This window comes from Corynebacterium sp. 20-84, from assembly GCF_053479455.1.
Genome location: NZ_JBRBCB010000005.1, coordinates 162,661 through 188,967, shown reverse-complemented (window position 1 = coordinate 188,967; position 26,307 = coordinate 162,661). Strand labels below are relative to the sequence as shown.

General features: G+C 62.9%; 27 protein-coding genes, 1 tRNA gene and 4 pseudogenes. 23 read left to right on the top strand and 9 right to left on the bottom strand.

The features are described 5' to 3' along the window. The first annotated feature begins 7 nt into the window (after nt 1-7). The gene (locus ACUY2Y_RS05680; RefSeq protein WP_286362473.1) at nt 8-91 is read left to right on the top strand and encodes a hypothetical protein; all 84 of its coding nucleotides are present in this window, start codon (nt 8-10) and stop codon (nt 89-91) included. A gap of 127 nt (nt 92-218) precedes the next feature. On the opposite strand, the gene ACUY2Y_RS05675 is transcribed toward ACUY2Y_RS05680, so the two are convergent. Then, a tRNA-Leu gene (locus ACUY2Y_RS05675) sits at nt 219-307 on the bottom strand. Between the two features lie 106 nt (nt 308-413). Between ACUY2Y_RS05675 and ACUY2Y_RS05670 the strand changes: the two genes are divergently transcribed. Together ACUY2Y_RS05670 and ACUY2Y_RS05665 are read left to right on the top strand one after the other, a co-directional pair. Next, nucleotides 414-944, top strand: coding sequence for a YbhB/YbcL family Raf kinase inhibitor-like protein (locus tag ACUY2Y_RS05670; RefSeq protein WP_448325166.1), 531 nt, complete (start codon nt 414-416; stop codon nt 942-944). After that, nucleotides 934-1,482, top strand: a complete 549-nt coding sequence (locus tag ACUY2Y_RS05665) for a hypothetical protein (RefSeq protein WP_448325165.1) — start codon at nt 934-936, stop codon at nt 1,480-1,482. The genes ACUY2Y_RS05670 and ACUY2Y_RS05665 overlap by 11 nt, the downstream gene beginning before the upstream one ends. On the opposite strand, the gene ACUY2Y_RS05660 is transcribed toward ACUY2Y_RS05665, so the two are convergent. After that, nucleotides 1,479-2,555: a quinone-dependent dihydroorotate dehydrogenase gene (locus tag ACUY2Y_RS05660; RefSeq protein WP_448325164.1), complete on the bottom strand. Its 1,077-nt coding sequence runs from the start codon at nt 2,553-2,555 to the stop codon at nt 1,479-1,481. The genes ACUY2Y_RS05665 and ACUY2Y_RS05660 overlap by 4 nt on opposite strands. A gap of 20 nt (nt 2,556-2,575) precedes the next feature. Continuing rightward, nucleotides 2,576-3,577: a YncE family protein gene (locus tag ACUY2Y_RS05655; RefSeq protein WP_448325163.1), complete on the bottom strand. Its 1,002-nt coding sequence runs from the start codon at nt 3,575-3,577 to the stop codon at nt 2,576-2,578. Between the two features lie 104 nt (nt 3,578-3,681). Between ACUY2Y_RS05655 and ACUY2Y_RS05650 the strand changes: the two genes are divergently transcribed. The 10 genes from ACUY2Y_RS05650 to ACUY2Y_RS05605 all read left to right on the top strand — a co-directional run bounded on the left by ACUY2Y_RS05650 (nt 3,682) and on the right by ACUY2Y_RS05605 (nt 14,138). Then, complete coding sequence (locus tag ACUY2Y_RS05650; protein WP_448325178.1) at nt 3,682-4,506, top strand: undecaprenyl-diphosphate phosphatase; 825 nt, start codon at nt 3,682-3,684, stop codon at nt 4,504-4,506. Between the two features lie 192 nt (nt 4,507-4,698). Next, nucleotides 4,699-5,769, top strand: coding sequence for an HNH endonuclease signature motif containing protein (locus tag ACUY2Y_RS05645; RefSeq protein WP_448325162.1), 1,071 nt, complete (start codon nt 4,699-4,701; stop codon nt 5,767-5,769). A gap of 114 nt (nt 5,770-5,883) precedes the next feature. Next, nucleotides 5,884-7,107: a cysteine--1-D-myo-inosityl 2-amino-2-deoxy-alpha-D-glucopyranoside ligase gene (mshC, locus tag ACUY2Y_RS05640; RefSeq protein ID WP_448325161.1), complete on the top strand. Its 1,224-nt coding sequence runs from the start codon at nt 5,884-5,886 to the stop codon at nt 7,105-7,107. Nucleotides 7,108-7,128: 21 nt separating this feature from the next. Then, complete coding sequence (locus ACUY2Y_RS05635) at nt 7,129-7,509, top strand: hypothetical protein (RefSeq protein ID WP_210573321.1); 381 nt, start codon at nt 7,129-7,131, stop codon at nt 7,507-7,509. Beyond that, on the top strand, nt 7,502-8,194 hold the full coding sequence (locus ACUY2Y_RS05630; protein ID WP_448325160.1) for an HAD family hydrolase: 693 nt from the start codon (nt 7,502-7,504) through the stop codon (nt 8,192-8,194). The genes ACUY2Y_RS05635 and ACUY2Y_RS05630 overlap by 8 nt, the downstream gene beginning before the upstream one ends. 148 nt (nt 8,195-8,342) lie before the next feature. Next, nucleotides 8,343-8,606 carry a phosphoribosyl-ATP diphosphatase gene (locus tag ACUY2Y_RS05625; RefSeq protein ID WP_448325159.1) on the top strand — a complete coding sequence of 88 codons (264 nt, stop codon included), beginning with the start codon at nt 8,343-8,345 and terminating at the stop codon, nt 8,604-8,606. Nucleotides 8,607-8,638: 32 nt separating this feature from the next. Next, complete coding sequence (hisG, locus tag ACUY2Y_RS05620) at nt 8,639-9,484, top strand: ATP phosphoribosyltransferase (RefSeq protein WP_448325158.1); 846 nt, start codon at nt 8,639-8,641, stop codon at nt 9,482-9,484. 21 nt (nt 9,485-9,505) lie between these two features. Beyond that, the gene (gene aspA, locus ACUY2Y_RS05615; RefSeq protein WP_210573316.1) at nt 9,506-10,924 is read left to right on the top strand and encodes an aspartate ammonia-lyase; all 1,419 of its coding nucleotides are present in this window, start codon (nt 9,506-9,508) and stop codon (nt 10,922-10,924) included. 201 nt (nt 10,925-11,125) lie between these two features. Beyond that, nucleotides 11,126-12,436, top strand: a complete 1,311-nt coding sequence (locus tag ACUY2Y_RS05610) for an anaerobic C4-dicarboxylate transporter (protein WP_448325157.1) — start codon at nt 11,126-11,128, stop codon at nt 12,434-12,436. A 37-nt stretch (nt 12,437-12,473) separates the two neighbouring features. Then, nucleotides 12,474-14,138, top strand: coding sequence for a formate--tetrahydrofolate ligase (locus ACUY2Y_RS05605; RefSeq protein ID WP_448325156.1), 1,665 nt, complete (start codon nt 12,474-12,476; stop codon nt 14,136-14,138). 14 nt (nt 14,139-14,152) lie between these two features. On the opposite strand, the gene ACUY2Y_RS05600 is transcribed toward ACUY2Y_RS05605, so the two are convergent. Both ACUY2Y_RS05600 and ACUY2Y_RS05595 read right to left on the bottom strand, forming a co-directional pair. Continuing rightward, nucleotides 14,153-14,278 carry a hypothetical protein gene (locus ACUY2Y_RS05600; protein ID WP_282597843.1) on the bottom strand — a complete coding sequence of 42 codons (126 nt, stop codon included), beginning with the start codon at nt 14,276-14,278 and terminating at the stop codon, nt 14,153-14,155. 346 nt (nt 14,279-14,624) lie between these two features. Continuing rightward, nucleotides 14,625-15,557, bottom strand: coding sequence for a hypothetical protein (locus ACUY2Y_RS05595; protein ID WP_448325155.1), 933 nt, complete (start codon nt 15,555-15,557; stop codon nt 14,625-14,627). A gap of 162 nt (nt 15,558-15,719) precedes the next feature. Here ACUY2Y_RS05595 and ACUY2Y_RS05590 point away from each other — a divergent pair. Then, nucleotides 15,720-15,935 (top strand): annotated as a pseudogene (locus tag ACUY2Y_RS05590) (formate--tetrahydrofolate ligase); the annotation flags it as partial. A gap of 2 nt (nt 15,936-15,937) precedes the next feature. Here ACUY2Y_RS05590 and ACUY2Y_RS05585 read toward each other — a convergent pair. Then, a complete protein-coding gene (locus tag ACUY2Y_RS05585) occupies nt 15,938-16,831 on the bottom strand; it encodes a RecB family exonuclease (RefSeq protein ID WP_448325154.1) in 894 nt (297 codons plus the stop codon). Nucleotides 16,832-16,858: 27 nt separating this feature from the next. Here ACUY2Y_RS05585 and ACUY2Y_RS05580 point away from each other — a divergent pair, with 27 nt between their 5' ends. The 4 genes from ACUY2Y_RS05580 (at nt 16,859) to ACUY2Y_RS05565 (ending at nt 20,973) form a co-directional block, all read left to right on the top strand. After that, entirely contained in the window at nt 16,859-18,055 is a 1,197-nt protein-coding gene (locus ACUY2Y_RS05580) for a M18 family aminopeptidase (RefSeq protein ID WP_448325153.1), read from the top strand. 27 nt (nt 18,056-18,082) lie between these two features. Then, nucleotides 18,083-18,916 (top strand): tRNA (adenine-N1)-methyltransferase, encoded by an 834-nt coding sequence (locus ACUY2Y_RS05575; protein WP_448325152.1) that lies wholly within the window; start codon nt 18,083-18,085, stop codon nt 18,914-18,916. Nucleotides 18,917-18,927: 11 nt separating this feature from the next. Next, on the top strand, nt 18,928-20,421 hold the full coding sequence (arc, locus tag ACUY2Y_RS05570) for a proteasome ATPase (RefSeq protein ID WP_448325151.1): 1,494 nt from the start codon (nt 18,928-18,930) through the stop codon (nt 20,419-20,421). Between the two features lie 165 nt (nt 20,422-20,586). Beyond that, complete coding sequence (locus ACUY2Y_RS05565; RefSeq protein WP_448325150.1) at nt 20,587-20,973, top strand: hypothetical protein; 387 nt, start codon at nt 20,587-20,589, stop codon at nt 20,971-20,973. Here the strand turns inward: ACUY2Y_RS05565 and pdxR are convergent. Further along, on the bottom strand, nt 20,970-22,367 hold the full coding sequence (gene pdxR / locus ACUY2Y_RS05560; protein WP_448325149.1) for a MocR-like pyridoxine biosynthesis transcription factor PdxR: 1,398 nt from the start codon (nt 22,365-22,367) through the stop codon (nt 20,970-20,972). The two genes, ACUY2Y_RS05565 and pdxR, sit on opposite strands and share 4 nt — an antisense overlap. A 63-nt stretch (nt 22,368-22,430) precedes the next feature. Here pdxR and pdxS point away from each other — a divergent pair, with 63 nt between their 5' ends. The 5 genes and pseudogenes from pdxS to ACUY2Y_RS05535 form a co-directional block, all read left to right on the top strand. Then, on the top strand, nt 22,431-23,330 hold the full coding sequence (gene pdxS, locus ACUY2Y_RS05555) for a pyridoxal 5'-phosphate synthase lyase subunit PdxS (RefSeq protein ID WP_448325177.1): 900 nt from the start codon (nt 22,431-22,433) through the stop codon (nt 23,328-23,330). A gap of 153 nt (nt 23,331-23,483) precedes the next feature. Continuing rightward, nucleotides 23,484-24,743 carry a TrkH family potassium uptake protein gene (locus ACUY2Y_RS05550; RefSeq protein ID WP_448325176.1) on the top strand — a complete coding sequence of 420 codons (1,260 nt, stop codon included), beginning with the start codon at nt 23,484-23,486 and terminating at the stop codon, nt 24,741-24,743. 34 nt (nt 24,744-24,777) lie between these two features. Beyond that, nucleotides 24,778-25,425: a potassium channel family protein gene (locus ACUY2Y_RS05545; protein WP_448325148.1), complete on the top strand. Its 648-nt coding sequence runs from the start codon at nt 24,778-24,780 to the stop codon at nt 25,423-25,425. An 11-nt stretch (nt 25,426-25,436) separates the two neighbouring features. Further along, nucleotides 25,437-25,637 (top strand): annotated as a pseudogene (locus tag ACUY2Y_RS05540) (proteasome accessory factor PafA2 family protein); the annotation flags it as partial. Further along, nucleotides 25,637-25,780 (top strand): annotated as a pseudogene (locus tag ACUY2Y_RS05535) (proteasome accessory factor PafA2 family protein); the annotation flags it as partial. The pseudogenes ACUY2Y_RS05540 and ACUY2Y_RS05535, both read left to right, overlap by 1 nt. Here the strand turns inward: ACUY2Y_RS05535 and ACUY2Y_RS05530 are convergent. After that, nucleotides 25,769-25,882, bottom strand: a pseudogene (locus ACUY2Y_RS05530) (aminoacyl-tRNA hydrolase); the annotation flags it as partial. The pseudogenes ACUY2Y_RS05535 and ACUY2Y_RS05530 overlap by 12 nt on opposite strands. 24 nt (nt 25,883-25,906) lie before the next feature. Continuing rightward, complete coding sequence (locus ACUY2Y_RS05525) at nt 25,907-26,299, bottom strand: nuclear transport factor 2 family protein (protein WP_448325147.1); 393 nt, start codon at nt 26,297-26,299, stop codon at nt 25,907-25,909. Nucleotides 26,300-26,307: the final 8 nt, after the last annotated feature.

The following is a 26,307-nucleotide window of genomic DNA, read 5'->3' as shown; positions in this document are numbered from 1 at the left end:
GACATACATCGAGTTCTATAACAATCACCGAATCAAGATCAGCCTCGATGGCTTGAGCATTGCCGAATATCGAAAAGTCAATGTAGCGTGAGATCGAAACTGTCTAACAAAACGTCCGCACCCCGTTCCTGTCGTTTAACCCGAAATCACCCCACCCCGGGGCACACCAAAAAGAAGAATCTCGAGACACCGTAGGAACGATGTCTCGAGACAACATATGGTGCCCGAGGGGGGACTTGAACCCCCACGTCCGTTAATAGGACACTAGCACCTCAAGCTAGCGCGTCTGCCATTCCGCCACCCGGGCTTTGGGTGTTTCAGCCTTGCGGCTGGGCACTCGTAGAACTATAGGTCGTGGCCCATGCGTCCAGCAAATCGCCACGTCAACGGCAAGACCCCGGTACAAAGGAGACATGACTGTTTCGTATGTTTCCGATCGTTTCCCCGGCCCAGACCCGTACGCACCGCTTGTCGACGTCCCGTCGTTTCCCGTCACCTCCACCGACCTGGTTGACGGAGAGAAGCTTCCCGACGCCCAGACAGGCGACGACGGAGTCTCCCCGCAGCTGTCCTGGTCCGACCTGCCGGAGGGAACCAAGTCCATCGCAGTGACGTGTTTCGACCCGGATGCGCCGACCGCATCAGGCTTCTGGCACTGGGCCGCGTTCAACATCCCCGTTGACGTCACCGAACTGCCCACTGATGCCGGCTCCAAGGAGGGCCTCGGCGTCGGTGCCGTTGTCCTCACCGGCGATTCTGGGGTGCAGGGCTACTACGGTTCTAACCCGCCGCAGGGCCACGGCGCGCACCGTTATTTGTTCGCCGTGCACGCTGTGGACACGGAGCTGCCGGCTGACGGTGTCGCCAACCCGACCCAGCTCGGCTTCAACCTGAATTTCCACTCGCTTGGCCGTGCTATCGTCTGGGGCTGGGATGAGAACTAAGGGGATGCGCGGGACGCTATTTTCGCTGGCGTGCGCGTCCGCCATGACGCTCACCGGGTGTGCTCAGCTTTTCGGACCATCCGGTGACGACGAAGTGCAGGACCCCATCACCATCGAAGAAGCCAAGGAAGAGTCGGTGCGCATCCAAAACGAGCTGGCTGCACTGATTCCCGAGGAGGACAAATCGCCAGACAAGCTACCACTGCCCGGATCGAATCCCCGCACGCCGATGTCGTGCGGGGACGAGGGGGAGTTGTTCAAATATCCGGGAAGCTCGTCGGTTCGCATCAACGAAGGTGCCGACGGCCAGGCGCTGGTGGATAAACTCACCGCGCATCTGCGCGGCCTCGGGTGGGACGAGCAAGATATCCCCACCAACGACCAGCCCCAGCGCACCATGCAGACGAGCCCTGAGGGCTATCAGGCAATTATTTCCGTGCTCGAGAAATCGGATGACCTACCGATCATCACCATTGACGTGTGGAGTCCATGCGCGACCTTGCCCGAAGGAGTAAACGAATACGCTTACAAGATCTAGTGTTTCCAGGTGAGTCCCGACCCGACGGCCGCGCCGATATTTTCCAATCCGTGCGCTTCTACCTGTTTCGCTAGACCGCGGTGAATTCGGCGGATCCACCCCAGCCCGCCATAGATGAACGGGGTGTAGCCCTGCAGCAGGCTCGCGCCGGCGGCGATGCGCTCCCAGGCCTGCTCCGGGGTTGAAATGCCGCCCACACTGATGAGTACCAGTCGGTCGCCGACGCGCGAGCGGAGACGCTTGAGCACCTCCAAGGAGCGGTCATTGAGTGGTGCACCCGAGATACCGCCGGCACCCATCTCCTCGACACGTGTGGCGTCGGTGATGAGCCGTTCGCGGCTGATCGTCGTGTTCGTGGCGACGATGCCAGCCAAACCGAGCTCGAGGGCGAGATCCGCGACAGCGTCGATGTCTTCGTCGCTCAAGTCCGGCGCGATCTTCACCAGAACTGGTGTGTCCGTCGCCTCCTGGACGGCAGTGAGAATCGGGCGGAGTTCTTCGATCGCCTGCAGATCTCGCAAGCCGGGAGTGTTAGGGGAGGAGACATTGACCACCACGTAGTCCGCCAGCGGGCCGAGCAGGCTCGCACCGGTGCGATAATCCCGGACGGCATCGTCGGAGGTTTTGTTCTTGCCGATGTTGATGCCCACCACATCGCCCGACTTCTTCCGCTCCAGGTTCTTTGCCACCTTCAGCGCGCCGTCGTTGTTGAAGCCCATGCGATTCAAAATCGCCTTGTCCTCCGGCAGGCGGAACAGTCGCGGTGCCGGATTGCCCGGCTGGGGGCGGGGAGTGACAGTGCCCAGCTCCGCGTAGCCGAAGCCCACCGCGCCCCACGCATCGACCGCCGTGGCATTCTTATCGAAGCCCGCCGCCAACCCCAGCGGCGCAGGGAACCTCACCCCGAACAGCTCCTGCTCCAGGCGCTTATCGCGGACCCGCACTACCTTCTCCATCGAGCGGTTCGCCGGTGCCACCGCATTCAGCGTGCTCAGCGCACCACTGATGATCCCGTGGATCCGCTCCGGCGGGAGAAGAAACATGACCTTGAGAAGTGCGTCGTACGCGCCCATGAAAAGAACTCCTACTTGTCTCAGTCTTTGTCGGATTCTGGAGGAACGATCTGCAGGCCGTCGCCGGAGGCAGAGGCGAGGAGGAGGGTGCCGTCGTCAAGCGAAATCATGTGCTGCGCATCCGCGACTGTGCCCACCTTCCGCTGCTCGCGCGGCACGCCCTTTGAGATGTCGAAGGCAGTAGCCGTGTTCTTCTCCGTCGACGTGATCCACGCGAGCTGCTGTGCCGAATCCCACGCTACCGCCCAGGGGTGCGGATCCGTCGGCACCGTCTGATGCAGCCGCACGACCTCATCAGTGGTGTAGACCAGCAGCTGCCCGCCCGTCGCATCCGAGGCGAGCACGAGCCCGTCATCGCCGAATTTCGCTTGGCCCACGCCGAGCCCGACGCGCAATGTGCCACCCTGGCGGCTCTTGTCGAGCTGGACATCCTGAATCGTCGTGTCGAAGCGGTTCAAGCGTACGACTTTGTCCGCGCCTGCCAGCACGAAATCTGACGTCTTCGCCACCGGCATCCTGTCCACCCGGTTGCCGTCGGAATCGAAAACCCACACTTCGGCGGTCTGGTCGGAACCGGCGACGACGCGGCCGTCGGAAAGCGGTGCAGCAACCGTGACCTCCTCCGACGGTGCGAATGAACGCTCCTCCGCGCCCTCGAAAACGCGGACCGTTCCGCCGCACACCGTCACGAACGCACCCTCGTTCGCCGTGACATCCCCGCACGTGTCGTCGACCTGGTGCGTGGTGCCGCCGCCAGCCTTGATCTCGTCGAGCGTGCCGAGACGCAACTGCCCGTCAGCGCGCACGCCGATCGTGCCGTTCGTGATCTCCAGGTCCTCCACTGCCGGAAAGTCGACCTTCTCGCCCTTCACGTCGCCTGCCGGCGGTGACTGGGCCGGCTCCGCGTTACCCATCTCTGGGGCCTCTTGCGGCACTCCCGGCGGCTGCGAGCACCCCGCGAGCAGAAGCGCAGAAGCAGCGGATGAAGCGACGAATACTGTCAGCGGACGGCGATTTTTCACGAACCCAAGCTTATCAACCGCACCCCGCACCACCGCGTCGTGCTTCTTTCTCCAGCCCCTCCGGCGGTAGGGTGTCGTCCGTGATTGACGCAACCACCGAAACCATGTCCTGGATGCAGGTCATCGTCTTGTCCATTGTGCAGGGCCTGACCGAATTCCTGCCGGTGTCCTCCTCCGGCCACCTGCGAATCGTCTCCGAACTGTTCTGGGGCCAGGACGCCGGCGCGAGCTTCACCGCCGTCATTCAGCTCGGCACGGAGCTGGCGGTGCTCGTCTTCTTCGCCAAAGAGATCTGGCAGATCCTTTCCGGCTGGGTCGCCGGGCTGTTCAACCCGTCGAAACGCGGTTTCGACTACCGCATGGGATGGATGGTCATCGTCGGCACCATCCCCGTCGGGCTTGCCGGCGTCCTGCTCAAGGACTTGATCCGCGAGAACTTCCGCAACCTCTGGATCACTGCGACCGTGCTGATTTTGTTCTCCTTCGTGTTCATTTTCGCAGAACGCGTCGGCTCCAAGGCTCGCGGCTACGACGAGCTGACGATGAAAGACGCCATCGTCATGGGGTTGTGGCAGTGCCTCGCGCTCATTCCCGGCGTCTCCCGTTCCGGCGGCACGATCTCGGGTGGACTCTTCCGCGGCCTCGACCGCGAGGTGGCCACGCGTTTCAGCTTCCTGCTCGCCATTCCGGCGGTGCTCGCGTCCGGGCTCTTCTCGCTTCCCGACGCCTTCGCCCCCCAAGCCGGCCAATCCGCCACCGGCATCCAACTGCTCGTCGGTGCCGTCATCGGTTTCGTGCTCGGCTATATCTCCATCGCGTGGCTGCTGAAGTTCGTCTCCAACCATTCGTTCGCGTGGTTCGCCGCGTACCGCATTCCGTTGGGCATCATTGTCCTCATTCTCCTCGCGACAGGCGTCATGAACGCTTAAAAGCATTGCGCTTGACGACGCCACACTGCCTCCCACACCACCCCGTTTTCCCTTGTAGACAGGTGTTTTGGGTTGAGCGGTGAGTGTTTTTGAGGGTGTTCGTTCGTGTGTTCTTGTGGATAGTTTTGAGTTATCCACAGGTTTTTGGGTTGCCTGTTTCGCGTTTGCGTTGGTCGGTTTAGCGTGTGGGGCATGAACGATTTCGAGGCGTTTATCGCCGCTGCTGCGCGACCAATGGATATCCTGGCTGGTTTCAACCGCCAGGCCGTTGTCGATGCCGGGATGAAATCGACTCTGGCCGCTGACGGTGAGAAAGCCCGCGAGGTGTATTTCGGGCCCACGAAGTTCTCCCGTAAGCAGGCCCACGCGGTGCGCATCGCCCGTGAGACCGGTAAATCACTCGACCAGATCTTGTTCATCGAACAGCAAGTGCGTTCGTTGGGTACGGAGAAGGAGAAGTGGAAGATCCGCCTGGCGTTGTTGTCTGTGCGCGGGAATTACGAGACGTTGAAGCGTCGCGCGAAGGACATCGTTCCTGAGGTGGATACACCTGCTCCTGAGTCGGCGGTGCGGTTCGGTAAGGAACGGAAAGGCAAGCGCACTTTTAGTGCTACTGGTGATGCGCGGGATATTGCTGCCCTTGAGTACGCGTTGCGTCAAAACCTCGATGCTAACCGTCCTGAGGGCCCGCAGATGTACGAAGCATTCCACGACTTGTTGCACAGGGACGGGGCTGTTGCTGATGCTGTCCCACGCCCGTTGGTTCAGATTCCATTGCCGGATTACATCAAGGTCCTCGGCGGCGAAGGTGATGACACCATCCTGGGGTTGTCTGATGGCACGACGATGACTGGTGCGGAGTACCTGACTCGGTTCCACGGGTCCGACTTGGAAGTCGCACTCTTCCACCCTCAGGTGGGTCCGGTGAATCTGTACAACACGAAACGGTTCGCTAATAAGAAACAGCGTGACCTGGCCCGGGCGACACTGACCACGTGTCCTGTGCCGGATTGTCGGCATGCTGCTGATAATTGCGAGGTTCACCACATTGAACCCTGGGCCCGGGGTGGGCAGACGAATATGAACAACCTGTCGGTGTTGTGCAGGTATCACAACCGCACCAACGACGATGACCCCGACAGGCACAACAGGGGTCGAATACAGGTGCGCGATGGGACACCGATATGGGTTTCACCGCGCGGAACACCAGTACCGAACAGCACACACCAATACGGTGCCATGCACCTGTTGTTCGGTACCTAGCCGAGGGGCCACCACACCCCACGGCGACATCCGCACGCCCAAAGAAAAGTAGAGTCAGCAGGCGCCGGCAGGACGCGCGTCATGGCCAGGCTTTGGGGTTGTAGGGTGGGCTGCATGCATTCTTGGCCTAATCCTGCGGTCCCATCGGTGGCTGGCACACCTGTGCCGCTCGCGCTGTACGACACAGCGGATGGGGAAGTAAAGCGCGTCGAGACGGGCGACGGCGAAGTCGGCATGTACGTGTGCGGCATTACGCCTTACGATTCGACGCACCTCGGGCACGCGGCGACGTACCTGACTTTCGACCTCGTGTATCGCCAGCTGCTGGCCAACGGGCACAAGGTCCACTACGTGCAAAACATCACGGACGTCGACGATCCGCTGTTCGAGCGGGCGGAACGGGACGGCGTCGATTGGCGTGAGCTCGGCACGAGCCAGATCGACCTGTTCCGCAGCGACATGGAGATCCTCTCGGTCATCCCGCCGCGCGACTACATCGGCGCGATGGAAGCCGTCGACGAGGTCGTCGAGATGGTCCAGGTACTGCTGGACAAGGGCATCGCATATTCGCTTATCGACGACACCTCCGGCGCCACCGACATCTACGCCCCCATCACAGCTACCCCTCAGTTCGGGTACGAATCCAACCTTGACCGGGCGACGATGGAGGAATTCTTCGCCGAGCGCGGCGGTGACCCGGATCGACAGGGCAAACGCGACCCCCTCGACGCGCTACTGTGGCGCGGCCACCGGGACGGGGAGCCGGCGTGGGACGCGCCGTTCGGTGCAGGTCGTCCGGGCTGGCACATCGAGTGCTCGGCGATCGCGACGAACCGTCTCGGCACGACGTTCTCGATTCAGGGCGGCGGCAGCGACCTCGCGTTCCCGCACCACGAGTTCTCCGCGGCGCATGCCGAGGCCACGTACGGCGTCGACCGCATGGCCGGCCACTACGTCCACACCGGCATGATCGCCCTCGACGGCGTGAAAATGTCGAAATCACTCGGCAACCTCGTCTTCGTTCACAAGCTCTCCGAAGCCGGACACGACCCGGCGGCGATCCGCCTCGCGGTATTCGCTGGCCACTACCGTGAGGACCGGGATTTCTCCTACGGCATTCTCGACGAGGCGGAGGCGCGTTTGGCCAGGTGGCGTGAGATGCTCGGCAGGGAAGTGGGGGAGGAAGAGGCGAGGGGAGTCGTCGATAAGCTGCGCGCAGCGCTTGCCGACGACCTCGACACCGTCACCGCCCTGAAAACCGTCGACGACGCCCCCGGCGACCACAACGGAATCATCGCCGACGCGCTCGATGGGTTGCTTGGCGTGCAGCTCCGCTGAACTTGGGGAATGATGGCGGACATGACCATTCGCGATCAGTTCCAATCCGACGTCGATGAGTTCATCGATGACCTGACCACCTTCGCCACCGGCTCCTACTTGAAAGAAGAAGACAAAGAGCTGTGGGAGGAGCCGTTCGACCCGGCAGTCCTGCCCGATCTGAAGAAGCTGATCGAGGGCTACCTCGACGCCCTTGAGCTGATCGGTGACGACCCGGATTCCGACAAGCTCCTGTCCGTGGTCGACCCGTTCTTCAACAGCCTGCACGACTTCAACGCCAAGCACGCCGATGCTGTGCTCGAGCCCGAGGAAAAGACTGAGCTGCAGGAGCTTTCGTACCGCGCCGCTGCCGCGACGGGTGCGGACGACGAAGCGCTCAACTCCCTTCCTGAGCTTGACTAGCCGCGGTCCGCGCGCCGTCTTCTGGGACATGGACGGCACGATGGTGGACACCGAGCCGCTGTGGGGCATTGCGACGTACGAGCTCTCCGAACGACTCGGTCGCCGTTTGAGCACCGAAAAGCGCGAGGAAACCGTCGGCGGAAGCTTCCCGAACACGCTGCGCGTGTGTGCGGAATGGGCTGGTTTGTCCGTCGCCCAGTTGGATTACGACCACCACCGCTCCTGGATGTTCGGGCGCATGTCCGAATTATTCGCCGGCCAGCTGGTTCCTAATCCCGGTGTCCGCGAGCTGTTGTCGTCGCTTCATGCTTCCGGCATGCCGATGCTCGTGACCACCAACACTGAACGCGAACTCGCCGACCGGTGCATCGACGCTGTCGGGCGCGCCCTGTTCAACGGTTCGATCACCGGCGACGAGGTGCCCAATCCGAAGCCAGCGCCCGACATGTACCTCAAAGCCGCAGAGACCGTCGGTGCCGACCCTGCCGACTGCCTTGTCTTCGAGGACTCGTGGGCCGGAATGTCCGCCGCAGCCGCCGCCGGGTGCGTTGTCTTGGGACTCGCTGCGCCCGACGCTGTCCCGGACGGAGTGCAGCCCTTCGATCCTGCGCGTTTCGTCGGCGCCAAGGCAGGAGACGTCGCGGAATGGTTCGAACACGCCCGCCTTGCCCGCGAATCGGTGTAGGCCCCGCAATCAGCGCGCCGGCGAACCACCTCGCCGGCGCGCGCGGAGCCGACCACCGACGAATTCCGCAGCGCCCAACCGAAGCGACCTGCGAGAGGACGCATGAAACACGGCGGGCACACCCAGCAGATGGGTTAGAGTGATCTGCGTGAAGAATTTCGATGATCTTTTTGCGGAACTGTCCACCAAGGCAGATGAGCGGCCGGAAGGTTCGGGCACGGTGGAGGCGCTGGATAAGGGGCCGCATTTCATCGGCAAGAAGATCATCGAGGAAGCTGGCGAGGTGTGGATCGCTGCGGAGTACCAGTCGGATGAGGAGCTGGCAGAAGAGATGAGCCAGCTCATGTACTGGACGCAGGTCATGATGGTTCGGCGGGGTCTGACTCCCGACGACATTTATAAATACCTCTAGAACGCCCACGATTTTTAGGAGATCCACACACCATGATCAAGATCGCTGTTCCCAACAAGGGTTCGTTGTCGGAAGCGGCCACCGGGATCCTCAAGGAGGCCGGATACAAGGGGCGCGGGCAGAGCAAGGCGCTGAATATCGTCGACGAGGCGAATAACGTCGAGTTCTTCTTCCTGCGTCCGAAGGACATCGCGATTTATGTTGCGGCGGGGCACTTGGATCTCGGCATCACGGGGCGGGATCTCGCGCTCGATTCGCGGGCGGATGTCGAGGAGGTGCTCGAACTCGGTTTCGGCGGCTCGACGTTTCGTTTCGCGGCGCCAGCAGGGGAGACGTGGAGAATCGAGGACCTCGAGGGCAAACGCTTAGCGACGAGCTACCCCCACCTCGCCGCCGATTACCTCTCCGCGCGCGGCATCAATACGGAGGTGATCCGCCTGGACGGCGCGGTGGAGATCTCGATCAAGCTCGGTGTGGCAGATGCGATCGCTGATGTGGTTTCAACTGGTGCAACACTCCGCCAGCAAGGTTTGAAGCCGTTCGGGGAGGCGATTGTGGAGAGTGAGGCGGTCGTCGTCAAGCAAAAAGCCCGTGAGCTGACTGCCGACGACGAGGTGGTGCTCTCGCGCATCCGCGGAATTCTCACGGCGCACAATTTCGTGATGCTCGATTACAACGTGTCGCGCGACAACCTGGACGAAACTGTGGCGATCACCCCGGGGCTGACCGGCGCGACAGTCTCTCCGCTGCAGCGCGACAACTGGGTCGCCGTCCGTGCGATGGTGCCGCGGAAGGAAGCGAACCAACTGATGGACAGTCTCGCCGCCGCCGGCGCTGAGGCGATCCTTGCTACGGAGTTGCAAATCGCGCGAATCTAATTCTTCTCTACACTGGAGCCTATGGGTTACAGAACAGAAGAAGACCTGCTCGGCACCGTTGAGGTTCCGGAGGACAAGTACTACGGCGTGCACACGATGCGCGCGATCGATAACTTCCAGATCTCGTCCGCAAAGATCCAGGACTACCCGGATTTCGTGCGCGGCATGGTCATGGTGAAGAAGGCTGCTGCGATGGCGAACCGCCGTCTGCACACCCTGCCGAAGGACAAGGCTGACGCGATCATCGCCGCGTGCGACAAGATCCTCGACGAGGGCGCCTGCATGGACCAGTTCCCGACCGACGCTTACCAGGGCGGCGCGGGCACGTCGGTGAACATGAACACCAACGAGGTCGTTGCCAACCTTGCGCTGGAGATCATCGGCAAGGAGAAGGGCAGCTACGACGTCATCAACCCGAACGACGACGTCAATATGTCGCAGTCCACCAACGACGCGTACCCGACCGGGTTCCGCCTGGGTCTGTACCACTCGATGCAGACGCTCATCGCTGAACTCGACGAGCTACAAAAGGCGTTCCGCGCGAAGGGCGACGAATTCGGCGACATCCTCAAGATGGGCCGCACCCAGCTGCAGGATGCTGTCCCGATGACGCTGGGCCAGGAGTTCACGGCGTTCGGCGCGAACCTCGCTGAGGAGCAGGACAAGCTCCAGCAGGCAGCGGCGGATCTGCTCGAGGTGAACCTCGGCGCTACCGCGATCGGCACTGGCGTGAACACCCCGGGTGGCTACCGCGACCAGGTGATCGCGGCGCTGCGCGAGGTCACGGGCCTGCCGATCTCCACCTCGCCCGACCTCATCGAGGCGACCTCCGATACCGGTAGCTACGTCATGGCGCACTCGGCGCTCAAGCGCGCAGCGATGAAGCTGTCCAAGACGTGTAACGACCTGCGTCTGCTGTCGTCCGGCCCGCGCGCCGGCCTGAACGAGATCAACCTTCCCGAGCGCCAGGCTGGCTCGTCGATCATGCCGGCAAAGGTGAACCCGGTGATCCCGGAGGTCGTCAACCAGGTGTGCTTCAAGGTCTTCGGCAACGACGTCACGGTCTCTATGGCTGCCGAGTCCGGCCAGCTGCAGCTCAACGTCATGGAGCCGGTCATCGCACGCAGCCTGTTCGGTTCGATCGAGCTGCTGCACAACGCGGCGAAGACGCTCCGCGAGAAGTGCGTCGTGGGCATCACCGCCAACGAAGACGTGTGCCAAGGCTACGTGGACAATTCCATCGGCATCATCACTTACCTCAACCCGTTCATCGGCCACCACAACGGCGATTTGATCGGCAAGGAAGCAGCGGCGACGGGCAAGGGTGTCCGCGAGCTCGTGCTCGAAAAAGAGCTTCTCGACGAAGAAACCCTCGACCAGATCCTCTCCAAGGAAAACCTGATGCACCCGGAGTTCCGCGGAAAGCTTTACCTCGATTAATCGGGTCACAGCCTTTTCTGGCATAGGTATCCGCTCTTAATCTGTTAATCCGGACACAATCGGGCACAAAACCGCCCCGCCATGTTGGCTGGGCGGTTCTTTGCGTTTGATACTGGACAGCGGATGCGGCTGCCACAACGAGTTCGTCACGCTCATTTCATTTGTTCCGGCAGCCGGGAGCGTGACTGAAAGGCTCACATCATGTTGTTGGTTCTCCAACTCATCATTCTTTTCGGAGCGATCGTGCTGGGCGCTCGTTACGGCTCAATCGCGATCGGTTTCGCGGGCGGCCTCGGCGTTCTTCTGCTCGGTCTGACGGGGATGTCGGTGACGGCGGAGGATATTCCGTTCGACGTCATCGGCATCATCATGTGCGTGATTGCCGCTATTTCGGCGATGCAGCTCGCCGGCGGTATGGACTACCTCGTGTACTTGGCGGAGAAATTCCTCCGCAGGGACCCGAAGCGCATCACGCTGTACGCGCCGATCGTCACCTGGCTGATGACGGTTTTCGCCGGAACCGGCCACACGGCGTTTTCGACGCTGCCGGTGATCGTCGAGGTCGCCAAGGAAGGCAAAGTCCGGCCCTCGCGTCCGCTGTCGGTGGCGGTCATCGCCTCCCAGATGGCCATCGTGGCGTCGCCGATCTCCGCGGCAGTGGTCTTCCTAGCGAGCATCCTCGAGCCTCTCGGCGTCGGCTACCTCCAGTTTCTCGGGGTCATGATCCCGGCGACTTTCCTCGCGATCTTCCCGACCGCCTGGATCGCCAACCGCATGGGCAAAGACCTCGCGGACGATCCCGTGTACCAAAAGCGCATGGCAGATGGGTTGGTGCGCCCGCCCGCATCCGAGGAAGGATATGCGCCGACGAGGGCGGCGAAGACGTCGGTAAGCATCTTTTTGCTCTCGATCGTCGTGGTGATGATCTACGCGACGCTGATCTCCGAGCAGGTGGGCCTGATTGCTGACCCCACGATCCCGCGCAACGAGGCGATCATGGCGATCATGCTGGCGGCCGCCACGATCATCGTGATCGTGACGAAGATCCCGTCAGCGGAGATCCTCGGCACGCAGGTGTTCCGTTCGGGCATGTCCGCGTGCGTGTGCGTGCTGGGTGTCGCGTGGCTGGGCACGACGTTCATCAACCACTACATCGAAGACATCCAGAATATTTCGGGCAATGTGCTGCAGTCGCAGCCGTGGCTGCTCGCGGTGGTGCTGTTCTTCGCGGCGTCGCTGCTGTACTCGCAGGCCGCGACGGCAAAGGCGCTCATGCCGGCGGCTCTCGCGATCGGTGTCAGCCCGCTCACTGCGGTCGCCGCGTTCCCGGCAGTGTCCGCGCTGTTCGTGCTGCCGACGTACCCCACGCTGCTCGCCGCAGTCGAGATGGACGACACGGGCTCGACGCGCATCGGCAAGTATGTTTTCGATCACCCCTTCATCGTCCCGGGCGTCATCTGTATCGCCTTGTCGGTCCTGCTCGCGTACGGCTTCGGTGCGGTGCTGATCTAGCAGAATTCAAAGCGCGGTCTGGCCTAGTCTTGAAGGCATGACGCAACCGAAAACTGACGTTGAAATCGCCCAGGCGCACACGCTCGAACCGATCGCGGATATCGCGGCGAAGGCGGGCGTTCCCGACGACGCGTTGATCCCGTACGGTCGCTCGATGGCCAAGGTCGACGTGACCAAGCTGGACCGCGCGCCGGAGGGCAAGCTCGTCCTTGTCACGGGCGTGTCGCCGACGCCGGCGGGGGAGGGCAAGTCGACGGTCCTCATCGGCCTTACGGACGCGCTGGCGAAGCTGGGACACAACGCGGCTGTCGCGCTGCGCGAGCCGTCGCTCGGCCCGGTCATGGGCATCAAGGGCGGCGCCGCGGGCGGCGGATACTCGCAGGTCGTGCCCATGGAGAGCATCAACCTCCACTTCACCGGCGACTTCCACGCGATCACGAGCGCGAACAATACGCTCGCGGCGATCGTCGACAACCACATTCAGCACGGCAACGAATTGCGTATCGACGCCCGCCGCGTCACCTGGCAGCGCTGCCTCGACGTCAACGACCGCAGCTTGCGCAACGTGGTGACCGGGCTGGGCGGCCCCGGCAGCGGATCGCCCGCAGAGACCGGCTTCACCATCACCGCCGCCAGCGAGATCATGGCTATTCTCGGTCTGGCAACTGACTTGGCTGACCTGAAGGAGCGCCTCGCGCGCATCACCGTCGGTCTCACCTACGACAAGGAGCCGGTCACTGCGGGCGACCTCAACGCCGAGGGCGCTATGGCCGCGCTGCTCAAGGACGCGATCAACCCGAACCTCGTGCAGACACTCGGCGGGACGCCGGCTTTCATTCACGGCGGCCCGTTCGCGAATATCGCGCACGGGTGCAACACGCTCGTCGCCACGCAAACTGCGCGCAAGTGCGCCGACATCGTGCTCACTGAGGCCGGTTTCGGCTCGGACCTGGGCGCGGAGAAATTCTTCGACATCAAGGCGCGCTACGGCGAACTCGACGTCGCCGGCGCCGTCATCGTCGCCACGATCCGCTCCTTCAAGTACAACGGCGGCGTACCGAAGCAACAGCTTAACGACGAAAACCTCGACGCCCTCCGCTCCGGCATCGTCAACCTGGAACGCCACGTGGAAAATGTCCGCAAATTCGGTGTCGAGCCGGTCGTGGCCTTGAACCTGTTCGTCTCCGACACTGAGGCCGAACGCCTATTCATGCGCGACTGGGCCGCCGATTTCGGCGTCGCTCTCGAAGAGGCTGAGGTCTGGGCGAAGGGCGGCGACGGCGCCACCGCTCTCGCCGAGACTCTCGTGGGCACCCTCGGCTCCGGGACCTCGAAGCCGCTGTACGACCCGGCTGCGGGCATGGAATCCTCCATCGAGACGATCGCCCGCGAAATCTACCGCGCCGAGGACGTCCAGTACTCCGCCGCAGCCCTGCGCGACCTGCAGATGCTCAAGGACAACGGCTGGGACACCCTGCCGGTGTGCATCTCGAAGACGCAGTACTCCTTCTCCGACGACCCCACCGCGCTCGGCGCTCCGGAGGGCCACACCCTGCACGTCCAGCGGCTGCTGCCGCGCACCGGCGCGGGGTTCGTCGTCGTGCTCACCGGCGACGTCATGACCATGCCGGGCCTGCCGAAGGTGCCCGCCGCCAACAACATCGACGTCGACGCCGACGGCACGATCAGCGGCCTGTTCTAGCCGACTCGCCCGAGCTAGTCGGTGGGGTGCTCGCCTGCGGGCGGCTCCTCGGCACCGCTGCCGCCGTCGGCGCTGGTCGGCTCGGCTGCGTCGCCGGATTCGGGCTCGTCCGCCGTGGAGCCGGCGGTGTGCGCGCACACCGGTTCCTCAAAGACGAAACAGAATTGGTTCTGGGGTTCGCTGGTCCATCGCCACAGGCTTCAGCCGCAACGGGTGGAGCTCGACAGTTGCCAGCCGAACTGTCCAAGCGCGACGCATCGGGACAGCCACTCGACTCCAAGATCGACGCGGTTGGAACCGTTCCCGTGGCCACCTCATCGTAGGAAACCACAGAGCCACCAGACCGGAGTCAGGAAGCTGCTGCGACCTCAGCGACCAACACAGGCATGGCAACCGGCGGTCCAAACTTAGGGGATGACCCCACTGCCCACATTGGGCGCGAACGCGAAGACGACGACGGGTCGCTGTTCTAAAGCGCCTGCTGGGTCAGTTCATTCGCCCTTCGGCCCCCGAGTAGACCTCACTGGCTTCGCACCAGCCCCATTTGAGCGTGCGTGCAGTGACCACCGACTCGACCATCTTCGTCAGCTCTTTTCGGGCATACTCTTCGTCACCACGCAGCTGCCACGCGAACACGCGAACGTTGTCGTCGGTGACTTCTTGGGGTAGCTGGTCCAAATTCTTGGGTCCCACGGTCATTCCCACGCAATAATTTTCGGGGGCACATTTCTCGGCCTGGACAGAGAGCCCGGGCAAGCGCGATTCAAGCTTGGCCGCCAGCGGAAACCGGTCGCCGCCCAACCAGCTAATCGAAGCGATCGTGTTTCCGCGCGACATCCAGCCGGGACTGTGTGAGACCACATTCACGGTGAAGTTGAAACAGGCCCGTTCGAGAAGTTCGGTGTTCGACTGGTCACCAGCGGAATCGGGGGCGGGGTCGCTACCTCGGCCAGACTCATAAGCCTTCACAGCACTACGGAGCCTGTCCAGCTGTCCGCAAACTTCATAACGTAAGTCGTCTGGTGTCAGACGCAACCAGTCATCACCGGGGTCGGCCTGTGCAATGAGCGCGTCGACGTTGGGCTGGTCGTGCCAGATAGCCCGCAGGTTTTCGCGAGCCAGATCGTCGACGTTCGCAGGGCTGGAAGAGAGCCACTGCTGCACGCGCGCGGCCACTTCGTCTGCAGTCTCGCCTGCGGTCAGGAATGGTCGCCCCCAGACGTGAACGGTAGATTCCAGTGCCCCTTGCCGGGGTGCTTTGAGTGCCCAAGCCTTGGCGCGGTGGCGGATGACACGCATCATCATGGCATATTCGGCCCATGGTCGTAGGTCAATTTCTGACGCGTCGCCTAGCACATAGGCCGAACAGACTTCGACGGCTCGAGGATCCAGGATCAGGAAGTTCGTGTCGTATCCCATATGTACCATATTGGCACAATCGGGAGTGGTGTTGAGTAGGTCGAAACGCTTTACTGAGTCAAGTCCAGATCGAGCGCACGCGCTGTTCCACGGGGCATTTCGGCAACTGCGACCGTGCCCAGACCCTGCAGGGTGACGTTGCGACGGTTCGCAAAAAGGTGCATCTCGAAGACGCAGTACTCCTTCTCGGATGACCCGACCGCACTCGGCGCACCTCAGGGCCACACCCTGCACGTGCAGCGCCTCCTGCCGCGCACGGGAGCAGGCTTTGTCGTGGTGCTCACCGGCGACGTCATGACCATGCCGGGCCTTCCTAAGGTGCCCGCCGCCAATAACATCGACGTCGACACAGACGGAACGATTAGCGGCCTGTTCTAGCGCTAGTCGGTCGGGTGCACGCCCGCGGGCGGCTCTTCGACGCCGCCGGTAGCGTCTGCATCCCCGCCGGTGGGCTCGGTTGCACTGCCGGAAACGTCGGCGGTGGACCCAGGCCACCCCGGGTACGGCGGCGGGGTGCCGTCGAAGGCGGGGCACAGCGTCTGGAAGGCGCACCAATTGCAGAGCTTGGAGGTCTTCGGGCGGAAGTTGCCGCTGCGGCCGTCGGCCTCGATTTTGCTCCAGAGGTCGCCTAAGTCGCGCTCGAAGTACTCGAGTTCCTCGCGGGATGGGGCGAGGAACATCGAGTCCATCACCTTCAGGTACATCAGGCGCAGCTGGTGCGGGATGGTGCCGAATAAACGCCAGTACACAAGCGCGTAGAACCGCATCTGGAACTGTGCTTCGGCGGAATAGCGGGGCAGGGGTTTCTTGCCGGTCTTGTAGTCGACGACACGGATTTCCCCGGTCGGGGCGATGTCGACGCGGTCGATGAAGCCGCGCACAGGCACGCCGTTGGGCAGGACGGTGTCGACGTACATTTCCTGCTCGTGCGAGTCGAAACCCAAGGGGTTTTCCATGTGGAAATAGCCGCGGAGGAGATCACGGGCGTCCACAAACAGTTTGTGTTCGTCGGGGATGGGGTCGGTGACGGAGGGGTCGTCGTCGATAAGCTGCGCCCACGCTGGCTTGATCTGCTTGACCGCGGCGGGGAAAGTGCGCTTCTCGCGCGGCCATGCGTGCATTGTCTCGAGGACGGCGTGGACGAGCGTGCCTTTGACCTGCGCCTCTGTTTTCGGTTCGGGGATGCGGTCGATCGCGCGCAGGCGGTATTTCAGCGGGCATTGCTGGTAGTCGTTGGCGCGGGAGGGGGACAGGGCGAGCGGTCGTGGAGTCATATCGGACTACATCCTAGAGTAGGAAGCATGCAGATCAGCGATTTCGCAGAGTTCCTGGCGGCGAGCCCGAGCGCGTTCCATGCGGCAGAAAATGTGCGCGACGCCCTTGTCGCGGCGGGCTTTAGCGAGGACATGGGTACTGAGCCTGGCGGCCATGTGCTCGTGCAAGGCGGTGCGGTGATCGCGTGGTGGATTCCGGAGAATCCGCGCCAGCGTATGCGGATCATCGGCTCGCACACGGATTCGCCGGGGCTCATGCTCAAGCCCGACCCGGACGTGGTGCGCGAAGGGTTCCGCCAGCTCGCGGTCGAGGTCTACGGCGGGCCGATCCTCAGCTCGTGGTTCGACCGCGAGTTGCGGTTTGCAGGGCGAGTAGCGCTTATCGACGGCTCCACCCACACCGTTTCCACCCCTCCCATCGCCCGCGTCCCTAATCTGGCGATCCACCTCTACCGCGGCGACGCCCCCGAGATCGACCGCCAGGTGCACATGCAGCCGATCATGGGTGTGGACCGTCCGCTCATGGAGATCGTCGCCGAGCAGCTCGGCGTGCCGGCTGAGGATATCGTCGCCCACGAGCTGATCTCTGCAGATGCTCAGAAACCTGAGGCGCTCGGCGACACCTTGGCGGCAGGCCGCATGGACAACCTGAGCAGTGTGCACGCGTCGCTGAAGGCCATGCTGACCGCGAAAGACGACGCGGAAGACGTGCTCGTTCTCGCCGCCTTCAACCACGAGGAGGTCGGCTCTGCCTCGACGACGGGCGCTGGCGGGCCGTTGCTGGAACGGGTGCTCATACGTCTCGCACGGGAACTCGGCGACCCGCTCGAGGTGTATGCGAAATCGCTGCTCGTCTCGGCTGACGCGGCGCACGCGGTGCACCCGAATTATCCGGGCAAGCACGACCCGACGCACCGTCCGCTGATGAACCGAGGGCCGGTGCTGAAGATCAACGCGAACCAGCGCTACGCCTCGGACGCGGCGACTGAGGCTGCGTGGATTCGGGCGTGCCGGGCGGCCACGGTGCCGGTGCAGACTTTCGTCGGGCACAATGCTGTGCCGTGCGGGTCGACGATCGGGCCGATTTCAGCGACGCGGCTGGGCATCCCCACCGTCGATGTGGGTGTGCCGTTGCTGTCGATGCATTCGGCGCGTGAGCTGGTGGGCATTCAGGACCAACTATGGTTCACCGACGCGCTTACGGCATACTTTGCTGGCGCATAAGACACAGATCCACGAAACAGGAGAGCGATGTACTCCGGACCATTTCAACCCGGCGACAAAGTCCAGCTGACGGACGCGAAGCGCCGCCACTTCACCATCGAGCTGACCCCGGGCGGGCAATTCCACTCGCATAAAGGCATCGTCAACCACGACGACATCATTGGCGCGGACGAAGGCACCGTGGCCAAGTCGACGCTGGGCGCCGACTTTCTCTGTTTCCGTCATCTGCTCGTGGACCACGTCCTCTCGATGCCGCGCGGCGCTGCTGTGATCTACCCGAAGGACGCCGGGCAGGTGCTCGTGGAGGGCGATATCTTCATGGGCGCACGCGTCCTCGAAGCGGGAGCTGGCTCGGGCGCGTTGACGATGTCGCTGCTGCGCGCGGTCGGTCCGACGGGGCACGTATTCTCTTATGAGATCCGCGATGACCACCTGGCGTTCGCCCGCGACAATGTCGCCGATTATTTCGGCGGTGCACCTGATTGGTGGACTCCGAAGCTGGGGGATTTCGGGGAAATCACCGCAGAAGATCTCGGCGGGCCTGTGGACCGCGTCATTCTGGACATGGTGGAGCCGTGGCAGTTCATCGACACGGTCAAAGACGTGCTCATCCCGGGCGGCGTGTTCATGACGTACGTGACGACGGTGCCTCAGCTGATGAATATCGTCGAGACGATCCGCGAGGCGAAGTGCTTCACTGAGCCGCGTTCGTGGGAGACGCTGCTGCGTGAGTGGAAAGTCGAGGGGCTGGCCACGCGTCCGGAGCACCGCATGAACGCGCACACCGCATTCTTGGTCTGGACGCGCAGGCTTGCCGACGGGGTGACCCCGCCGCGGCCGCAGCGCCGGGCTCGTCGATAAGCTCGGAAGGCATGACCCACCCCGATCCGGCCGAGCTGAAGGCCCAGAACCGCGCACTGTCCGCCCGCAATAAGCAACTCGCCGAGCTGCTGAAATCGTCGCGGGACAAGCTAAAGGATCTCAACGCACAGGTGGAGGCCCTGGGGGACCCAGCGTCGACGTACGGCATCTACCTTGGCCCGGCGCGTCGTGGCACGGAGGCGGAGGTGTTCACCTCTGGCCGTCGCATGCGTCTTCATGTGTCGCCGGCAGTGGAGCCGGGAACGCTGACTCCGGGCGGGCTGGTCCGCCTCGGCGAGGGCTCGGTGGTCGTTGAGGCGTGCGGGTACTCCACGACGGGACAGCTGGCGACGTTATCGGAGCGGATCGGGCACGATCGCGCGATCGTCGCGGACATGCAGGGCGCCGAGCAGGTCGTTCACCTGACGCAGAAGCTGCAAGAGAAAGCCCGCGCGGGCGACACTCTGCTCATCGACGCGAAGGCTGGCTACGCCTTCGAGAGGATTCCGAAGACGGAGGTCAACCAACTCTCCCTCGAGGAAGTCCCGGATGTCACCTACGACGATATTGGCGGTCTGCGCACACAGATCGAGACGATCCGCGATTCGGTGGAGTTGCCATTCACGCATCCGGATTTGTACAAGACCTACGACTTGAAGCCACCGAAAGGCGTGCTGTTGTACGGTCCGCCGGGCTGCGGTAAGACGTTGATCGCGAAGGCGGTGGCGAATTCGCTGTCGTCGCGGATCGGGGATGGAGGTGCGGCGCACTTCCTCAACGTCAAAGGCCCGGAGCTGCTCAATAAATACGTCGGCGAGACGGAGCGGCGGATCCGCCTCATTTTCGAGCGCGCCCGCGAGCTGGCAGGGGAGGGGCGCCCGGTGATCATCTTCTTCGACGAGATGGAGTCGATTTTCCGCACGCGCGGCTCGGGCGTCTCCTCCGACATGGAGACCACGGTGGTGCCGCAGTTGCTCACCGAAATCGATGGCGTCGAGGACATCGCGAACGTCATCGTGATCGGCGCGACGAATCGCGAAGAGCTCATCGACCCAGCGATTCTGCGCCCCGGGCGCTTGGACATCAAAATCCGCATCGACCGCCCAGATCGCGCGGAGGCAAAAGAGATCTTCGCGCGTTACCTCACCGACAGCGTCCCAAATGAGGACAGCACGGAGATGCTTATCGACGCTGCCGTCGATAAGCTCTTTGCCCCCCGCCCCTTCGTGAAACTCACGCTGGTGGATGGCTCGGAGGAGACCCTGCATTATGCGGATTTCGTGTCGGGCGCGATGATCGCGAATATTGTCGACCGCGCGAAGAAGCTCGCGATCAAAGACGAGATCGATGGGCGTGGCCGCGGCGTGACAGTGGAGCACCTCCGCGCGGCGGTGCGCGCGGAGCAGGACGAAAGCGAAGACATGCCGAATGTCTCTAATCCGGACGAATGGGCCCGAATTACTGGCCGAACAGGAAAGCGTGTTGTCGCAGCTGAAGTGCTGTAGCCAGTGAATTGCCAGAACGTTTTTACGGAAATCAACGATATATTCGTAGACAACACTATTTCTGCTACCTAATATTGCGTAGCAAGTCGACGGCATTACGGAGCCGCGACGCTGAAATTGCACATGAACCCCGGAAAGCGCCCGGGATACTAGAAGGAGATAGCAATGAAGCTTACTAAGATCAGCACTGGCATCGCCGCAGGTCTGCTGACCGCATCCCTCGCTGTCGCGCCGCAGGCGTTCGCCGCAGAGGACCCGGTGGATGTCCCCGCTCCGGATTCCCAGTCCGACTCGTCCTCCACCGGCAAGGACGGCGAAGGCAGCAGCAACGGCAAGGACGGCGAAGGCAGCAGCAACGGCAAGGACGGCGAAGGCAGCAGCAACGGCAAGGACGGCGAGGGCAGCAGCAACGGCAAGGACGGCGAGGGTTCCTCCCTCGACGACAAGCAGAAGAAGATCATCGGCGGTGTCTTCGGTGGCCTGGCTGGCCTGGCACTGCTCGCCGGCATCGTCAACTTCCTGCAGTCCCAGGGTGGCAAGCTCCCGTTCTAAGTCGAACTGCCGCTTCGCATCACCTCCAGCACTTTGCGGAAGTCTGACTCGCTAAGGTGAGCGAAGCTCACGACAAGGCCGTCATCGCGTCCTGACCACAGGGCGTCGAGGCGGCCACTTTCTATGCCTTGGTCTGCCAGCTGGCGTGCGAAGGCGTTGCGCGCGGAGGGACTCGGGAAGGTGACGGCGAGGTCGACGCCGTTGGATTCAGCCATCTCGGTGACTGTGGCGCCGTGCCGCAGCAGATGCGGGATAATCTCGGCGGCAACGATCTCACGGCGTTTGGCGAGGCGGTTGTGCACCGCTTTCGTGTTGCGGCGCACATGCCCGTTGCGCAGCAAGTGGGCGATGGCCAGCTGCGTGACTGCGGCGACCGGCATGCCCATGACCGCGCGGGTGCGGCGAATGTCCTCCGCCAAGGGCGACGTCGAAGCCACGTAGCCGGCAGCGACAGACCTAGTGAGCAGGGTTGAAAAGGTGCCCAACGTGACCACATGCGCGCTGGTCTGCAGGGCTGCGAGCGGCGGGACGGGGGAGGTGCGGTAGCGCAGTTCGGCGTTGAAATCGTCTTCGATAATGACTGTGTCGGTTTCGGCGGCCCAGTCGAGGAGGGCGCGCCGCCGCGTAGCGGACATCGATGCGCCAAGCGGGTACTGGTAGGACGGGGTGACCAGCAGTACGTCGAGATCGTTCGGCAGTGCATCGACATCCACGCCGGCGTCGTCGACAGCGCATGGCACTGACGTGTGCCCCGTTAGTGGAATGACGTTGCGTAGCCCCGGGTGGCCGGGATCTTCCACGCCGACGCGCAAGCGGTTCCCGCCCGCCACTGCAGTAAGCACGAGGACGAGGCCTTCGCGGGTTCCGCCCGTCACCACGACATCATGCTTATCGACGTTCAATCCCCGCCCCATCCGCAGATGCTCCGCGATCGCTTGGCGCAGCTGTTGTTGGCCTGTCGGTTCCGTCACGACGGCGGGGTCCGCGGCCGCTTCGCGCCACGCCTGCCGCCACGCCGCAGGGCGGATGGCCCCGGCATGCCCGGAGGACGGTTTCAGAGAGATCACCGACGTGGAGCTGCGTGGCGGGCGAGGAATCGTTTTGGCGCTCGGTGCTGGCGGGACTGGCTGCGCGGAGCGTGAATCAGTATCAGGCAACGACGGGTTCACTCGCGTCGGCGCTCCCTGCGTGGCGGTGAGGTAACCCTCGCTGATGAGCTGGTCGTAGGCCGTGACGATGGTGCCGCGGGACACGCCTGCTTGGCGGGCGAGCACGCGGGTCGACGGAACCTCGTCGCCGGGGCGGAGCGCACCAGAGGAGATGGCGGACCGGATTGAGGCTGCCACTTGGGTGGTAAGGGGGATGGGGAGGGAGCGGGTGACGTCGATAAGCAATGCAACTGGTCCAATAAAATAGCGAACTGCTGGCTCTTGGAATCTACCAGTCGGCGGGTGATGCTGGGGCGCATGACGTTTACAACTGATATGTCCAAGACTGAATTGACCGATTCGTTCCGTGGCGGGGTGATCATGGATGTGGTCACGCCGGAGCAGGCGACAATCGCGGCCGAAGCCGGCGCCGTCGCCGTGATGGCGCTCGAGCGCGTTCCCGCTGATATCCGCGCCCAGGGCGGTGTCGCGCGCATGTCAGATCCGGACTTGATCGAGGGGATTTTGTCCGCGGTCGATGTGCCTGTGATGGCGAAGGCGCGCATCGGTCACACGGTTGAGGCGCAGGTTCTGCAGCACCTGGGTGTCCACTATGTGGATGAATCAGAGGTCCTGAGCCCGGCAGACCACGTCAACCACATCGACAAGAAGGCGTTCGATGTACCGTTCGTGTGCGGTGCGACGAATCTCGGGGAGGCCCTGCGACGCATCAACGAAGGTGCGGCAATGATTCGCTCCAAGGGTGAGGCCGGCACGGGCGATGTGTCGGAGGCGACGAAGCACCTGCGCACCATCACCGCTGAGATCGCCGGACTGCAGGCGAAGTGGAACGGCAACCGCGACGAGCTGTACGTCGCGGCGAAGGAACTCCAGGCGCCGTACGAATTGGTCGCGTGGGTCGCAGAGCACGGCCGTCTTCCGGTGCCGCTGTTCGTCGCTGGCGGTGTGGCCACTCCGGCGGATGCCGCGCTGATGATGCAACTCGGCGCGGACGGCGTGTTCGTCGGCTCCGGCATCTTCAAGTCAGGCAAGCCTGCCGAGCGCGCGGCCGCCGTCGTGAAGGCGACGAAGAACTACGACGACATCGCGGCAGTGGCGGAAGCTTCGCGCGGCCTGGGCGAAGCCATGGTCGGCATTAACGTCGCTGATCTCCCGGCGCCGCACCGTCTCGCAGAGCGCGGCTGGTAAATCCCACGGTGTGCGTGGAAAAGCGGGGAACGGCGATGGTGCTGTGTATTGTTGGCACCCGTGAATCAAGCGCCCCTTAACGGGCTTTTAAGCCCAGCACGGCTCACCGTCGCTGGTTTCCTCCTGCTCATCCTCCTCGGAACCGGAGTTCTCATGCTTCCGGTTTCGGCCGTCGGCGACGAGTGGACACCGTTCCTTGATGCATTCTTTACGGCCACGTCCGCTGTCTCGCTGACAGGCTTGATCGTCGAAGACACCGGGACCTACTGGAAGCCTTTCGGCCAAGCCGTTATTTTGCTGCTCATCCAGTTGGGCGGTTTGGGCATCATGTCGCTGGCCTCTCTGTCCGGCATGGTCGTCACCGGAAAGGTGAGTCTTCGTGCCAGGCGCACAGGAGCTGCGGAAGGCCGTCCCATGGCCGCCGGCGGGGTGCGCCGGACACTCATTTTCACACTGGTGTTCACGTTGTCCGTTGAGGCTCTGATCGCGGTGGTGCTGACCCTGCGGTTCTTTTTCGGGTACCACCACTCTTTCGGCCGAGCTGTGTGGGAAGGTGTTTTTCATGCGATTTCGGCGTTCAACAACGCCGGATTCAGCACGGAGAGCGAGAACATGGTGCCGTTCGTGGCGGACGCGTGGATTCTGTTGCCCATCGCCGCTGCACTGATCGGCGGCGGCATTGGCTACCCGGTGTGGGCTGAAGTGGCCTCGCGGGTACGGCACCGCACGTCGCGGGCTCGGACGATGTCGTTGACGGCGCGAATGACGTTCGCGGGTACTGCCGTGCTGCTCGCCGGAGGCATGGTGTTTGTCGCCCTAGCGGAATGGAATGGTCTGCTCGGGGACATGCCGGTGTGGCAGAAGCTTCTCAACGCGTTCTTCTTGGGGGCGTCGCCCCGTACTGCCGGCTTCAACTCAGTTGATTATGGCGATGCGCATCCGATCACCCTCATGGGGACAGATCTGTTGATGTTCATCGGCGGAGGTTCAGCTGGCACAGCAGGCGGCATCAAGGTGACAACGGCTGCGGTGCTTGTCGCGGCGATGGCGTCGGAGTTCAAAGGCCGCGAAGAGACCACCGCGGGCAAACGTACGCTGCCGGAAGCCGTCGGTAGGCAAGCGTTGGCGTTGGCTTTTGCAGGTACCGCTGTCGTCACGGCGGGTGTGGGGGCGCTGCGGGTTTTCGACCCTCAGTTCACGGGCGACGAGATTGCATTCGAGGTCTTCTCTGCATTCGGCACAGCGGGGCTTTCAACAGGGATTACGGCGTCGTTGTCAGCACCGTCGCAGGTCGTTCTGTGTCTTCTCATGTACTTAGGGCGCATTGGTTCCGTTACTCTCATAGCTGCGTTGGCATCGAATACGGTCAATCGCCGGTTCAGTTACCCCGAAGAAAGGCCTTTCATTGGTTAAATCATTCCGCGGATCTAAGCCGAAATGGTCCCACATGAACATCACGCCGGTCATGGTGATCGGTCTTGGCCGGTTCGGAGTCTCTCTAGCTTCGGAGCTCACGGCCAACGGTGTGGAGGTCCTCGGTATCGATGTCGATCCCAAGCTGGTGAAAGAGCATGCTTCCCAACTCACGGACGCCGTTGTCGCGGATGCGACGGATCCGGAAGCGTTGGAGCAGCTAGGCCTGGCGGACATCAAGCATGTCGTCTTGGCTGTGGGCACGAATTTGGAGTCCTCTATCCTCACGGCCTCGAATTTGATTGAGGCGGGTGTGCCGGATGTGTGGGCGAAGGCAGATTCGGAATCGCACGGACGCATTTTGAAGCAGCTGGGTGTGCACCATGTTGTGCACCCGGAGCGTGACACAGGCAGGCGCGTTGCGCACTTGCTCGGCGGGCAGTTCCGGGAGTTCGCGGAGATCGCCCCGGGGTATTCGGTGACGAGCATGAGTGCTCCGCAGGCATTGGTCGGTGTGCCGGTTGATCTCGACGCACTGTGGCGCCAAGAAGGCACGCAAGTCATTGCGGTGCGCGGCATCGACGGTGATTTTCATCCGTTGAAGCCAGGCACGGTGCTGGAGCCGTCGGACGTCATCATCGCCGGCGGGAGTCCTGCGGCCTTGGAGCATCTGACCCGCTAGGCTTGCGTCCCATGACGCGTTTCATGGGCACGGAGACGGAATACGGGATCACCACGCCGGACGACCAAGCGCTGAGTCCGATCGTGAGTTCGACGCACGCGGTGGTGGCGTATGCGGCGATGAATACGGCGGCCCGCGCTCGCTGGGACTACCAGGCCGAGCACCCGCTCAAAGACAGTCGCGGTTTCGATTTGAAGCGCTACCACACGGTGCGACGACGAGGACGCGGCCGATCATCAATACCCGCGACGAGCCGCACGGCGATTCCAGCCGGTTCCCCCGCATGCACGTCATTGTGGGCGATTCGAATATGGCGAAGGCACGCATCGGACTCACCGTCGAAGCGCAGATTCTGCAGCACCTCGGTGTCCACCACCACGCCGGCGTTGTGGCGGGTGGATGCGTATTGCGGGCCGGGGTTGCCCAGGCCGACGATCAAGACGGGGGAGTCGCTCACGCCAGCCAGTGTAGACACCGACGCTTAGTTGCCCCAGAACCGGTCTTCCGCGTCCGGGTCGGAAGAGAACAGGTACACCTCGGCGATCCTGCCGTCGCGGACAATGAACAGGTCAATGCCGGGTTGATCGAGCGACTCGTTGCCCTTGGTGCCGCTAAAGGAAAGTGGCACGGTGACGTGGTCCTCGTTGACCAACGGGGGGCCAGTTGGTGCCACGATGAAGGTGCCACTGGTGTCTTCGACCATTTGGCCAAGGATGGAGGCGACGGCATCGGGGCCGGTGTGCGTGCCGGAAAACTTGTTCGCGCCGGGTTGGTGCCAGATGACATCGTCGGCGAGCAGGGCGAGCGCTTCGGGGACGCGCCCTTCGGCGAGGTTGGAGAAGTAGGTGTTCACGGTATCGAGGGCAGAGGACATGATGGCTC

What these genes read in the sequence shown, in the direction of transcription:
- ACUY2Y_RS05525 (WP_448325147.1), bottom strand. Translation starts at nt 26,299, where the DNA reads ATGTCCTCTGCCCTCGATACCGTGAACACCTACTTCTCCAACCTCGCC.
- ACUY2Y_RS05665 (WP_448325165.1), top strand. Translation starts at nt 934, where the DNA reads ATGAGAACTAAGGGGATGCGCGGGACGCTATTTTCGCTGGCGTGCGCG.
- ACUY2Y_RS05550 (WP_448325176.1), top strand. Translation starts at nt 23,484, where the DNA reads ATGCTTCCGGTTTCGGCCGTCGGCGACGAGTGGACACCGTTCCTTGAT.
- ACUY2Y_RS05635 (WP_210573321.1), top strand. Translation starts at nt 7,129, where the DNA reads ATGACCATTCGCGATCAGTTCCAATCCGACGTCGATGAGTTCATCGAT.
- ACUY2Y_RS05610 (WP_448325157.1), top strand. Translation starts at nt 11,126, where the DNA reads ATGTTGTTGGTTCTCCAACTCATCATTCTTTTCGGAGCGATCGTGCTG.
- ACUY2Y_RS05660 (WP_448325164.1), bottom strand. Translation starts at nt 2,555, where the DNA reads ATGGGCGCGTACGACGCACTTCTCAAGGTCATGTTTCTTCTCCCGCCG.
- ACUY2Y_RS05670 (WP_448325166.1), top strand. Translation starts at nt 414, where the DNA reads ATGACTGTTTCGTATGTTTCCGATCGTTTCCCCGGCCCAGACCCGTAC.
- arc (WP_448325151.1), top strand. Translation starts at nt 18,928, where the DNA reads ATGACCCACCCCGATCCGGCCGAGCTGAAGGCCCAGAACCGCGCACTG.
- ACUY2Y_RS05585 (WP_448325154.1), bottom strand. Translation starts at nt 16,831, where the DNA reads ATGACTCCACGACCGCTCGCCCTGTCCCCCTCCCGCGCCAACGACTAC.
- aspA (WP_210573316.1), top strand. Translation starts at nt 9,506, where the DNA reads ATGGGTTACAGAACAGAAGAAGACCTGCTCGGCACCGTTGAGGTTCCG.
- hisG (WP_448325158.1), top strand. Translation starts at nt 8,639, where the DNA reads ATGATCAAGATCGCTGTTCCCAACAAGGGTTCGTTGTCGGAAGCGGCC.
- mshC (WP_448325161.1), top strand. Translation starts at nt 5,884, where the DNA reads ATGCATTCTTGGCCTAATCCTGCGGTCCCATCGGTGGCTGGCACACCT.
- ACUY2Y_RS05565 (WP_448325150.1), top strand. Translation starts at nt 20,587, where the DNA reads ATGAAGCTTACTAAGATCAGCACTGGCATCGCCGCAGGTCTGCTGACC.
- ACUY2Y_RS05650 (WP_448325178.1), top strand. Translation starts at nt 3,682, where the DNA reads ATGTCCTGGATGCAGGTCATCGTCTTGTCCATTGTGCAGGGCCTGACC.
- ACUY2Y_RS05545 (WP_448325148.1), top strand. Translation starts at nt 24,778, where the DNA reads ATGAACATCACGCCGGTCATGGTGATCGGTCTTGGCCGGTTCGGAGTC.
- ACUY2Y_RS05605 (WP_448325156.1), top strand. Translation starts at nt 12,474, where the DNA reads ATGACGCAACCGAAAACTGACGTTGAAATCGCCCAGGCGCACACGCTC.
- ACUY2Y_RS05575 (WP_448325152.1), top strand. Translation starts at nt 18,083, where the DNA reads ATGTACTCCGGACCATTTCAACCCGGCGACAAAGTCCAGCTGACGGAC.
- ACUY2Y_RS05645 (WP_448325162.1), top strand. Translation starts at nt 4,699, where the DNA reads ATGAACGATTTCGAGGCGTTTATCGCCGCTGCTGCGCGACCAATGGAT.
- ACUY2Y_RS05580 (WP_448325153.1), top strand. Translation starts at nt 16,859, where the DNA reads ATGCAGATCAGCGATTTCGCAGAGTTCCTGGCGGCGAGCCCGAGCGCG.
- ACUY2Y_RS05595 (WP_448325155.1), bottom strand. Translation starts at nt 15,557, where the DNA reads ATGGGATACGACACGAACTTCCTGATCCTGGATCCTCGAGCCGTCGAA.